General features: G+C 72.9%; 6 protein-coding genes. 3 read left to right on the top strand and 3 right to left on the bottom strand.

Features of this window, described 5'->3' with window-relative positions; all coding sequences use genetic code 11:
- Positions 1 to 189: 189 nt before the first annotated feature.
- Entirely contained in the window at positions 190 to 3,936 is a 3,747-nt protein-coding gene (locus tag RV986_RS27855) for an AfsR/SARP family transcriptional regulator (protein ID WP_475920002.1), read from the top strand.
- A gap of 82 nt (positions 3,937 to 4,018) precedes the next feature.
- On the opposite strand, the gene RV986_RS27860 is transcribed toward RV986_RS27855, so the two are convergent.
- Positions 4,019 to 6,115 carry a sigma-70 family RNA polymerase sigma factor gene (locus tag RV986_RS27860; protein WP_475920003.1) on the bottom strand — a complete coding sequence of 699 codons (2,097 nt, stop codon included), beginning with the start codon at positions 6,113 to 6,115 and terminating at the stop codon, positions 4,019 to 4,021.
- A 224-nt stretch (positions 6,116 to 6,339) separates the two neighbouring features.
- Complete coding sequence (locus tag RV986_RS27865) at positions 6,340 to 7,119, bottom strand: TetR/AcrR family transcriptional regulator (protein ID WP_475920004.1); 780 nt, start codon at positions 7,117 to 7,119, stop codon at positions 6,340 to 6,342.
- Between the two features lie 375 nt (positions 7,120 to 7,494).
- Here RV986_RS27865 and RV986_RS27870 point away from each other — a divergent pair, with 375 nt between their 5' ends.
- Both RV986_RS27870 and RV986_RS27875 read left to right on the top strand, forming a co-directional pair.
- Positions 7,495 to 8,874, top strand: a complete 1,380-nt coding sequence (locus tag RV986_RS27870) for an NAD(P)/FAD-dependent oxidoreductase (RefSeq protein WP_475920005.1) — start codon at positions 7,495 to 7,497, stop codon at positions 8,872 to 8,874.
- Between the two features lie 309 nt (positions 8,875 to 9,183).
- Positions 9,184 to 10,839 (top strand): ATP-binding SpoIIE family protein phosphatase, encoded by a 1,656-nt coding sequence (locus tag RV986_RS27875; RefSeq protein ID WP_475920006.1) that lies wholly within the window; start codon positions 9,184 to 9,186, stop codon positions 10,837 to 10,839.
- A 216-nt stretch (positions 10,840 to 11,055) separates the two neighbouring features.
- Here RV986_RS27875 and RV986_RS27880 read toward each other — a convergent pair whose 3' ends face one another.
- Positions 11,056 to 12,330 (bottom strand): MFS transporter, encoded by a 1,275-nt coding sequence (locus RV986_RS27880; protein ID WP_475920007.1) that lies wholly within the window; start codon positions 12,328 to 12,330, stop codon positions 11,056 to 11,058.
- Between the last annotated feature and the right edge of the window lie 65 nt (positions 12,331 to 12,395).

Below are 12,395 nucleotides of genomic sequence, written 5' to 3' on the forward strand. Positions count from 1 at the left end.
GTGAGTGGGGCGAGTGGGGCGAGTGGGGTACGGGAGTCCAGCCCCCGGTGGGGTTGAAGGGGCGGAGCCCCTGGGGATGGGAGGGGTAGGGGCGGCGGGGGCGAGGAAACGGGCGGAGCCCGGCGGTGGCGCCGCGCCCCGCCGGTGAAACCGGCCACCCCACCCACCGGCCCAGGTGAGAATGGGTGGGTGCGGTACAGGATCCTGGGGGTCGCCCAGGCGGAGGATGCGCGAGGGACCCCGGTCACGGTGGGCGGCCCCCGCGTACGCGCCCTGCTCACAGCCCTCGCCCAACGGGCAGACCGCACCACCACCCCCCAGACCCTGATCGACGACGTATGGGCGGACGACCCCCCACTGGACGCCCTGGCGGCACTCCAGGCCCTGGTGGGCCGCCTGCGCCGGGCGATCGGCAAGGACGCGGTCTCCTCGGAGACGGGCGGCTACCGTCTGCGGGCCACCAGGGACGACGTGGACCTGTTCGTCTTCGAGCGCCTGGTACGCGAGGGCAAGGAGGCCCTCGAACACGGCGACGCCACAACCGCCGCTCACAGCCTGCGCGCAGCCCTCGCGCTGTGGCGCGGCCCCGCCCTCGCCGACCTCCCCGACCGCAGCGCCGCGACCCGCCCGGACGCCCTCCGCCTGGAGGCGACCCGCACCCGTATCGAGGCGGACCTGCGACTGGGCCGCGCCGCCGACGTCGTACCGGAGTTGCAGGAGCTGACGAGGGACCACCCGTACGACGAGGCGCTGCATGCCCTGTTCATCCGCGCCCTGCGCGACGCGGGCCGCGGCGCGGACGCCCTGGCCGCGTACGAGGGCGTGCGTCGCGCCCTTCAGGAGCGCCTGGGCGCGGATCCCGGCCGGGAGCTGCGGAGTCTGCACGCGGAGTTGCTGACCCCGGCGGCGGACGGCGGGCCGGGATCCACATCCACATCCACATCCACATCCATAGCCATAGCCATGTCTGCATCCTCACGTGATGACAGTCGTCGTGTACGGCGGGTGGTGGATGGGGCGGCGGTGTCTTCTCGCGGCGGTCGGCGTGTCGGCAGTGGGGCTTCCGGCGGTGAACCGATTCCGCGCCCGAGTGGGCACGGATCCCTTCGGCCCGGCGCCGACCCACGACTCGTCCCCGTACGCACCGGCCCCCACGGTGCCACGGCCGAACCCGGTGGCGGTGAGACCGACGGCCCCGGTCCTCGTGAACGCATCGGCAACCTCCGCCCCCGGCTGAACTCCTTCGTCGGCCGGGAACCCGAGCTCGACGCGATCCGTTCGGATATGCGGAGGGCACGCCTGGTCACCCTGACCGGACCGGGCGGTTCGGGAAAGACCCGCCTCGCCGAGGAAGCCGCCGCCGGGCTTCCGCAGGCGTGGCTGGTCGAGCTGGCCCCGCTCGACCGGCCCGAGGCGGTCCCGGGTGCGGTGATCAGTGCCCTCGGTCTGCGCGAGACCGTGCTGATCAGCAGCGAGATGGCGATGGTCGGCCAGGACGACCCGCTCGCGCTGCTCATCGAGTACTGCGCCCCGCGCAGCCAGCTTTTGATCCTTGACAATTGCGAACATGTCATCGGCGCGGCGGCCGAGCTCGCCGAGACCCTGCTCACCCGCTGCCCGGGCCTCACGATCCTCGCCACCAGCCGCGAACCGCTCGGCGTTCCGGGCGAGTTGGTGCGCCCGGTCGAGCCCCTGCCGCCCGATCCGGCGCGCCGGCTGTTCACGGAGCGGGCGGCGGCCGTGCGTCCCGAAACCAACGCCCACGCCGGCGCCGACGCCGTGTTCCGCGACTCGGCGGCGGTGGACGAGATCTGCCGGCGGCTCGACGGTCTGCCCCTGGCCATCGAGCTGGCAGCCGCCCGCCTACGGCTGCTGACGCCCCGCCAGATCGCCGACCGGCTCGACGACCGCTTCCGGCTGCTCACCTCCGGAAGCCGCACGGCGCTGCCCCGCCAGCAGACCCTGCGCGCCGTCGTCGACTGGTCCTGGGACCTGCTCGACGAGCGGGAGCGGACCGTGCTGCGCGAGGTGTCCGTCTTCGCCGGCGGCTGGGACCTCGCGGCCGCGGAGGCCGTCTGCACCGGCCCCGGCACCGGTCTTTCCGCGGGCCAGGTCGCCGACCTCGTCGGCGCGCTCGTCGACAAGTCCCTGATCGTCGCGAACCCGTACGCCCCGGACACGCCGTACACGCCGGATATGCCGTACGTCCCGGATGGCCCGGATGCCCCGTACGCCGAGGGCGGCAGCGGGGGCATGCGGTACCGCATGCTGGAGACGATCCACGAATACGCCACCGAGCGCGCCGCCGAGGTCCCCGGGCTGCGCGCCGCGGCCGAGCGGCGCCACCGCGCGTGGGTGCGCGACCTCGTCGAGGAGGCCGAGCCGCTGCTGCGCTCCGCCGCGCAACTGCCCTGGATCCGCCGTCTGGAGACCGAGTTCGACAACATCCGGGCGGCCCTCCACCGTGCGGTCGTCGCCGGGGACGAAGAGGAGGCCGGTGCCCTCGCCCTCGCCATGGGCTGGTTCTGGTGGCTGCGCAACTTCCGCCGCGAGGGCGCGGAATGGACGGGTCTCGTGCTGCGGCTGGGCGTGGCGCTCGACGCGACGGGTGCCGTCTCCGGGGCGAACGTGCCGCACGGCGCCGAGGGCGGCGCCCCGTTCACGGACCTGGACCGCTTCGACCCGCTCACGGCCTACCTCGACGCCCCCGACCAGAAGGATTCCCATCCGCTGCACGACATGCGGATGCGGCTGCGCATGTCGCACCTGTTCATGCTGGTGGAGACGGAGCCGCTGGGCGGAGGGGAGCATCCGCGGTTCCGCGAGTACATCGCGCGGGTACGGGACGTCTTCGGGAAGGGCGGCCCGAACGCGGCGACCATGCCGGGCATCATCTGGCCGCTGACCGCCTTCTTCCTGAGCGGTTCCCACGACGTGCGTCCGGCGATGGACGCGGCGGTCGCCAACTGCCGTAGGTACGGCGGCGAGTGGGAGATCGGTGTCACCCTGATGTTCCGTACGCACGTGGTCGTCGACGCCCCGGGCGGCATGCCCGGCGTGGACGACGACCTGGCGGAGCTGCGGGTGCTCAGCCGACGGGTGGGCGACCGCTGGATGCGGGCCCAGGTGTGCAGCGCGGCCGGCGAGGCGGCCATGGCGCGCGGTCTCTACATCGAGGCGAAGGGCGAGTATGAGGAGGCGTTGCGGCTCGCCTTCGAAGTGGGGGCGTACGCCGAGACGCCCTTCCTCATGGCACGGCTGGCCGAGCTCGCCTACCGCGAGGGCGAGCGTGCGCGGGCGCTGACCGCCCTGGACGAGGCGAGCGCCGCGGCCGACCGGTACGGGGTGACGGACTCGCGCGCGTTCGTCCGGCTGCTGCGCGCCCAGCTGGCCCTGGACGACCGCGAGGTCGCCTACGCGCGCGAACTGTGGGAGCAGGCATGCGAGATGACTGCCCAAGCCACCCCACCCCCGCAGTTCCTGGCGGCGCTCAACTGGGTCGGGGCGCTCGTCACGGCCGCCGAGTCCGGCCCGGGGCCCGGCCTGGAGGAGATGGCCGCCGCCCTGGCGGCGGCGGTGACGGGGCGGTGCGCCGACGTGGTGACGGCGGGCCTCGTCGAGAGCGCGGCGCGGCTGCTGTCCGAGCTCGGCGACCACCCCCGGGCGGCCCGTCTGGTCGCCGCGGGTACGGGGTGGCGCGGGGGGTACCCCCGGCCTGCTCCTGAGCGCGGCGACGCCGAGCGCACACAGGCCGCCGCACTCGCGGCCCTCGGCCCGCGCCGTTACGAGTCCGAGCGGACGGCGGGGACGGCCTTCACCCAGGACGACGCCCTGCGCGACCTGGCGGAGGCACTGGGGAGGCACTGGGGAGGCACTGAAGGAACGCCCACGCCCGCACCCCACTGCCACCGACCAGCACTGACTAGCACCGACTAGCGGCGGCACATGTCAGGGCGGGGGCGGCATAGGGCGGGGACGGCATAGGGCCGGGACGCCAGGGACCGGGACGCCAGGGAGCTCACTGGCATCGGAACTTCGAGTCCGCCCAGTCCGACAGCGCCGCCGCGTCGAATGTCGTGTGCGGTTCGACGACGAGGCGAATCGTTTTGTGGCCGGTGAGGTTCACATGGACGGGGATCGCCTGCTCGCCGCCCTTGACCAGCGGTGACTGCCACAGGCGCGATCCGTCGGCGTACACGGAGAAGACCACCTGGCCGAGGCCCATGGTCAGGTCGTCGACCCCGACCAGTGCGTCGTACGCCGAGCAACTGCGGTTGAGGTCGATGGTGACGGAGGACTGGCCGTGCACGGTCACGCCGTTCGCGTACTGCTGGTCCGCGATCGACATCCCCCACCGCTGCCAGACCCAACTGCTCTCGCGCAGCCGCATCTCGGGCTTGGTGTGGTCGCCGGTGACGCCGTACTTCAGCTCGTTCCACTGGTAGACGACCGGCGCGGGCGGCGGTGGCGTCGGCGCGGGAGTCGGAGTGGGAGTGGGCGCGGGAGTGGGAGTCGGGGGCGGGGTGGGGGCAGGGGTCGGCCTGGGGGCGGGCTTCGGCTGCGCCTTCGTGGGGGTGGGGGACGGTTCGGGCGTGGGCTTCGGACTGGGCCTGGGTGTCGGGGCCGGGGTGGGGACGGACGCGGGAGCCGCCACCGCCGGCTGCGGGGCGGGCTTCTTCGACGCGGGCGGCGCCGGCTGCGGAGCTTCCACGACCGGCGAGGTGGCCGGTGGCCTGGCCTCGGGCTTCTCGGCGGGGCTGCCGTTGCCGACGAGGGCGAGCGCCGCCGCGGTGACGGCCACCGCGACGACTCCCGCCGCGATACCTGCCTTGACCGGCGCCCCGAGCCCCTCCGAGGCCGCCGCGCCGCCGCCGGCGCTCGCCCCGCCCGAGCCGCCGCTCGCCGCGGCTGTCGCGCCCGCCGCCCCGGCCGCGCCCGCTCCGGCGCCACCGGCGATGAGCGCGACGGCCTTCGCGTACCCGGCGGCACCGAACCAACCGATGACCGCGACCGGCACGACCGCGGGGATCCCGCTGGCGACTTCCTTGATCTGGCCCGCGGCCAGCCGGCACTTGGCGCACTCCTCCAGGTGCTTGCGCAGCCCGCGCTCGGCCCGGGTGCGCAGACCACCGCGGGCGTAGGCGCCGAGCCGGTCGGCATAGCGCGCGCACTCCTCGTCCATGGTGAGGGTGGCGCTGACGTGTGCCTGGAGGTAGGCCTGCTTGAGTCCCTCGCGGGCGCGACTGGCCAGGACGCGGGTGCCGTTCGCATCCAGCCCGAAGAGCGTGGCGACTTCGCTCGGCGACTCGTCCTCGATCTCCGTGTGCCACAGCACGGCCTGCCAGCGCTCCGGCAGCGAGCGGAACGCCTGCATGGCCATCGACTGCTCGGCCTCGTGCATCGCCCGTACGTCGGCGCCCAGGTCCAGTGTGTCGTCGTCGGAGACTTCGGAGGTGCGGGTGGCCTGTGCGGCGAACACCGCGAAGTCGTCGACCAGTTGTTCCCGCTTCGCAGATTTCGTCCAGCTCGCGGCGACACGGCGGACCGTCGTGAGCAGATACGCGCGTACGGCGTGTTCGGGGCCGTGGCCGCGGCGCACCGCCTGGAGCATCCGGGCGAACACCTCGGCGGTGAGGTCGTCCGCGGTGTGGGCGTCCCGGCAGCAGGTGCGGGCGTAGCGGCGGACGGCTTCCGCGTGGCGGCGGTAGAGCACTTCGTACGCCGTGTCGTCGCCCGCGCGCATCCGCTCGATCAGATCGGCGTCGGAGGGCGGCAGTTCGATCGGGGGTGGCAGGACACCGCCGCCGTCCCGCCGGTCGAACCGGTCGCGCTGCGCCGGAACGCTGGGTTCCCCCGATGCGCCCGGGATACCCGATACGCCCGGGGGACCTGAGGGTCCCGGGATGCCCGGGGCTCCCGGAGGACCTGAGGGTCCGGGGATCCCTGAGGGCCCAGGGATCCCTGAGGGCCCAGGGATCCCTGAGAGTCCGGGGATGCCCGAGGGGCCGGGAACGCCTTTCGGTGGTCCGCCCTGGCTCGGGACTTGCCGCGAGGACGGCCCACCGGCCTCCGCGCCACCGTCACCGAGTGACTCGTCCCGCCCGTCAACGCTCATCGCGGAAAGCCCCCGCCTGCACACTCGGACCCGAATACCGGGACAGAGTGCCACACGCTTGAGGGACGGGCCTCCACCCCACGGACCAACCACTCGTCCGTGGGGACCTGCCGCACGACAGCACTATCGGTCACTCGTTTGGGGAATAGTCAATAAACGCTCCCCGTACGGACGTTGCCGCCATCCCGGCCGACGCCGTCCCGACCACGCCGTCCCCACCACCGTCACGCCGGACGTGAGCGCAGCCCCTCCAGCAGGATGTCCAGCAACCGGGCCGAGGCCGCGGCCTGCTGGGCGGCATCCGGCAGCGAAGGCGCCGCCGTGGCTATCACCAGCAGTACGTCCGCCACGGTCACGTCCGCCCGCAGCTGGCCCGCCGCGCGCGCCCGGTCCACGAGCCGGCCCACCACGTCGAGCAGCGCGGCCGCACCGGCGTCGTCGGTCAGCGCGGTCACCGCCTCCTCCGCGGGCGCCGAACGCTGCTCCACGAGCCTGAGCTCGGGGGCGAGCTGGGACCGCTGCTGCGGCACCCGCGCCTCGTCCGCCGCGGACCTCTCCTCCGCGACGCCGACCCGCAGCACCTGCGGCGGCAGCAGCCGCCCGGCGCCCGAGGCCACCGACGTACGCAGGAAGCGTGAGAGCGCCGACCACGGCTCGTCCTCCTGACCGAGCGCCGCGCGCGCCTGGTCGGTCAGCCGGGAGGTCTCCTCCTCGGCTATCCGCCGGACCAGGACGTCCTTGCTCGGGAAGCGCCGGTACACCGTGCCGACACCGACCCGGGCGCGCCGCGCCACGTCCTCCATCGGCGCGCCGTACCCCAGCTCGCCGAAGACCTCGCGCGCCGCGCGCAGTACATGCTCCAGATTGCGCTGTGCGTCCACCCGCAACGGCGTCGTCCGCGATCCGTCCCCCGGACCGCGGCCATTGCCGCCCGCTGCCGCGCCGACCGCGCCACCGGGCGCGATGGCAGACGCGGAAGACCAATGAGAGCCCTGAATGTGCATAAGCGTTCCCCCGGTAATGACGTCTCCCCCCGGAGACTCTCCCCGCCATTGGTAGCCGGAGCGTGCGGGAACAAGCATGATTCACGAGCCCGTCGCGCGGACCCGTCGAGCGCATCCCCCTACACCCCGTCGACACACGAACATAGTTGAGTGGGGGTCAATTCAGAAGGGGCAGGTTCCGCACGGAGCGCCCCCCGATCGGAGTACGGGTCGGTTACCTCCCGATTGCACCCCCTCCGAACCCCTCGCTCACCCTCGCTGACCTGCGAACTTTCCTCGCCCTCCGGCAATTCGGGCAACCCGCCGGGCCCGCGACGGCCGGTCACACAAATTGTCGGGCCTGTGGACAAACTCGAGAGCGGGGTGCGTCATGGGATGGTGAAGGAACCTGTGCGCATTCTCATCGTCGGCGGCGGATACGTCGGGATGTACACCGCCCTGCGCCTCCAACGAAAGTTGAAGCCGGAACTGAATCGGGGCGAGGTCGAGATCACGGTCGTCTCCCCCGACCCCTACATGACGTATCAGCCGTTCCTTCCCGAGGCCGCCGCGGGCTCGATCTCGCCGCGCCACGTGGTCGTCCCGCTGCGCCGGGTGCTCGACCGGTGCCGGATCGTCATCGGCGAGGCCCACACGATCGACCACGCCAAACGCACCGCGACGCTCAGCACGCTCGCCACCGCCGAGGAGGGCGCGGGCGCACAACAGATCACGTACGACGAACTGGTCCTCGCCCCCGGCTCGATCTCGCGCGCCCTCCCGATCCCCGGACTCGCCGACTACGCCATCGGCTTCAAGACCGTCGAGGAAGCCATCGGGCTGCGCAACCACGTCATCGAGCAGATGGACATCGCCTCCTCCACCCGCGACCCCGCGATCCGCGACGCCGCCCTGACCTTCGTCTTCGTAGGAGGCGGTTACGCCGGCGTCGAGGCGCTCGGCGAGCTGGAGGACATGGCCCGCTACGCCTCCCGCTACTACCACAACGTCAAGCCCGAGGACATGAAGTGGATCCTCGTGGAGGCGTCGAACCGGATCCTCCCCGAGGTCGGCGAGGAGATGGGCAAGTACACGGTCACCCAGCTGCGCCGACGCAACATCGACGTACGCCTCGAAACCCGTCTCGACTCCTGCGCGGACCGGATCGCCGTCCTCAGCGACGGTGCCCGCTTCCCCACGCGTACGGTCGTGTGGACCGCCGGCGTGAAACCGCACCCGGTCCTCGCCGCCACCGACCTCTCCCTGAACGAGCGCGGCCGCCTCAAGTGCACCCCCCAGCTCACCGTGGACGGCGCCACGCACGCGTGGGCCGCGGGGGACGCCGCCGCCGTTCCCGATGTCAGCGTCGAGGAGCCCGGCAAGGAGACCGCGCCCAACGCCCAGCACGCGGTGCGCCAGGCCAGGGTCCTCGGTGACAACATCGCGCACTCCTTGCGCGGCGAGCCCCTGGAGACGTACTCCCACAAGTACGTCGGCTCGGTCGCCTCCCTGGGGCTGCACAAGGGCGTCGCACACGTCTACGGGCGCAAGCTGAAGGGCTATCCTGCCTGGTTCATGCACCGCGTCTACCACCTGAGCAGGGTCCCGACCTTCAACCGCAAGGCCCGCGTACTCGCCGAATGGACCTTGGCAGGGCTCTTCAAGAGGGAGATCGTGTCCCTCGGTTCGCTCGAACACCCCCGTGCGGAGTTCGAACTCGCGGCCGGTGGAAAGCATCCTCTCGACCCGAAGCTCGACCCGAAGGGGTCGTCCTGACCAGACTCAGGAACTCCCTCGATCGGGCCGACGTCTGACGGATGTCGGTCCGGTCGGCCAGACTGGTCCCCGACCTTGGGCGGGCCGACCGCTCGCTCTTCGCACCCACAGGCTTCTTCCCAAGCGCCGCATTCCCCGGAGTCCTACTGGAGTCCCATCGGAGTCCTACCGGATTCCCAAGACTCCTCCTCGGGGACTCCTTCCGGGTTCCTCCGGGGGGACGCGGCGCCCCAGCGGCTCCGGCCGCGGGCCGGCCCCCCGGCCGGATCCGGAGCCGACCGGAGACGACAATCACGAGGCAAGGATTCGGTGAATTTCACCCGCTGGAGCGCCCGGCTCCCCGGAACGCAGCGCCGCGCCGCAGCGCGGACCGAACACACGGCCTCCCCGGACCGGCGGGGTGAAGGCTCCGTGCCCGCGGCCCGCGCCGAGCAGCTGAGCGACGCCGCGCCGGCCGTCCCCGCCGTCGACGACCTGCCCGTGCGCGAGATCCTCGACCGCGTCCCGGCCCTCGTCGCCCTCGTGCACGGCCCCGAGCACCGCCTCGCGTACGTCAACGAGGCCTATGTCGCGGCCTTCGGCGCCCGCCCGGTCGGCGAACCCGCGCGCGAGGCCCTGCCCGAGCTCGCGGAGATCGGTCTGCTCCCGCTCCTCGACCAGGTGCTGCGCAGCGCCAAGCCGCGCACGGTCAAGTCCCGCAAGGCGCCCGGCGGCCGCTCGTACACGTTCACCTGCACGCCCGTCGACGCCGCCCCGGAGGGCCGGGACGGTGGCGTCCTCGTCTTCGCCACCGACGTCACCGACCACGCCGAGGCCGCCGAGCGGCTGCGCGCCAGCGAGCGCCGTCAGCGCGAGACCGCCGTCACCCTCCAGCGCTCCCTGCTCCCGCAGGAGCTGGAGGAACCCGACGACCTGCGTGTCGCCGCCACCTACCAGCCCGGCGGCACCGAGGCCGCGGTCGGCGGCGACTGGTACGACGTGATCACCCTCGGCGGCGGCCGTACGGCGCTCGTCATCGGCGACGTCATGGGGCGCGGGGTCCGGGCCGCGGCCGTCATGGGCCAACTGCGCACCGCCGTCCGCGCGTACGCCCGCCTCGACCTGCCCCCGCACGAGGTGCTCCAGCTCCTCGACGGCCTCGCCACCGAGATCGACGCCAACCAGATCGCCACCTGCGCGTACGCCGTCCACGACCCCAACGAGGGGCGCCTCGTGTACGCCTCCGCGGGCCACCTCCCGATCCTGGTCCGCGACGAGAACGGCACCGTCGTCCGCGCCGACGAACCCACCGGCCCGCCGCTCGGCACCGGCGGCTGGATGCACGCCTCGGGCTCGGTCCCGCTGGGCCCCGGCTCCACGGCCGTCCTCTACACCGACGGCCTGGTCGAGCGCCGCAACGAGGACCTCGACGAGGGCATCGCGTCCCTGGAGCGCGCCCTCGCGGGGGCGACGGGCACGCCCCAGGTCGTCTGCGACCGCCTGGTCCGCTCCGCGGGCGTCACCGCCGACCACGACGACGACGTGGCCGTCCTCGTCCTGCAGCACCCCGCCCGTACGGGCCCCGACGGCGAGCTCTTCCGCAACGCGGCCCTGGAGCTGCTGGGCGGGGTGGAGGCGGCCCCACGCGCGCGTGCCTTCGCCTCCGGCGTTCTGACGAGTTGGCGGTTCCCGTCCGACCTCCATGACCTCGGCGTCCTCGCCACCAGCGAACTCGTCGCCAACTCCCTCCAGCACGGCACCCCGCCGATGCGCCTTCGGCTGCGCCGTACCGACCGCCGCCTCATCATCGAGGTCACCGACGGCGACGACCATCTGCCGCGGCGACGTCGGGCGGAGCCCGCCGATGAGGCCGGGCGCGGTATCGCGATCGTCGCGACGATTGCCTCCGGCTGGGGGTCGCGTCGTACGCCCGGCGGCGGCAAGGCCGTGTGGTGCGAGTTCGCCCTACCACGGACCGCCGGCTGACCCCCGAGTGCGTTTGCCGGGTGCGGGCGCGTGGGGGCTGGTCGCGCAGTTCCCCGCGCCCCTGAGGCCGGGGCTGCGCCCCGGATCCCCCACCCACCCGGAGACGTTCGGCTGGCTGCCGGTGGGGGTTGGGCGCGCAGCCCCCAGGGATGGGACGGGTAGGGGCGGCGGGGGCGAGGAACACGGGTGAAACACCAGCCGCCGTACAGCCGTCCCTCAGGCGCTCACCCGCACGGGCTCCGCCGAAGCCCCGCCCTGGGCCACCACCCGGCTCGTCGCCAGCCACGGCTGGTTCTGTACGGGGCTGAGCTGCCGCCCCAGCCGCAGCGCCAGGAACGTGATGCCGAGGGAGAAGAGCAGAAACGTCACGACGTACGGCCCGTGCAGCGAGGCACCCATCGGGCCGCCCACCGCCGGCCCGACGGCCAGCGCGAGCTGCTTCACCAGGGCGAAGGCGGAGTTGTACTGCCCCGCCAGACCCGTCGGCGCGAGATCCGCGACCAGTGGCGCGACGGTCGGCGACAGCATCGCCTCGCCGAGCCCGAACAGCGCGTACGTCGAGACGAACGCCGCCGTGGCCATCGTCTGGCTGCCGTGCCCGAGCCCGGCGTAGCCCGCCGTAAGCCATGCCACGGCCCAGATCAGGCCCACCGCCGCGATCACCCGCGACCGCTTCCGACGCTCGACGAACTTGAGCACCGCGAACTGCGCCACCACGATCATCGCGGTGTTCGCCGCCATCGCCGTACCGAGCGCGGACGTGGAGATCCCGGCCGCCTCGACGCCGTACGCGGACAGCCCCGACTCGAACTGCCCGTAGCACGCGAAGAACAGGACGAAGCCCAGCACGGACAGCTGCACCATGGCCCGGTTGCCGAGCAACTGCTTCCAGCTGCCACCCGCGGCCTGCGGCGCGTCACCCTTGATCCGCGGCGCGTGCGGCACCCGTACGGTCGCCATGATCACGACCAGCACCAGGAACATCGCCGCCTCGATCGCGAACAGCAGCGTGAAGGAGCCCGCGCGGGTCGTGTCGACGATGTGGCCGCCGATCAGCCCACCCACGCCGAGCCCCAGGTTCTGCAGGAAGAACTGTGTCGCGAAGGCACGCGACCGTGTGTCCGCCGTCGAGCAGTCCACGATCATGGTCGCGAGCGCCGGCTGCATGACCGCCTGTCCGGCACCGAGCGCGGCCGCCGACAGCAGCACGGTCGTGGCGTTGTTCGCGAGCCCCAGACTCAGCGCTCCGACGGCGGCGGTGACCAGGGCGGTGAGTAGAACCGGCAGCGGGCCGCGCCGGACGATGGCCCGCCCGGCGAACGGCAGCACTGCGAGCGCGGCCACGGCGAAGACGGCGAGCACGAGACCCGCCGTCATGGAGCCGAGTCCCCGTACCTGCGCCACATAGACGTAGAGGAAGGGGACGGTAAAGCCGAGCCCGAACGCTCCGAGTGCGTTGCCCACGTGGATCCGGCGCATCGCTGTGCCCATCGCCCTGGTCACTTTTCACCTGCCTTGGTCGTGAAGCTTCACCTTGCATGGATGCAGACATGAAG

The sequence above is a fragment of the Streptomyces sp. RLA012 genome, assembly GCF_056270325.1.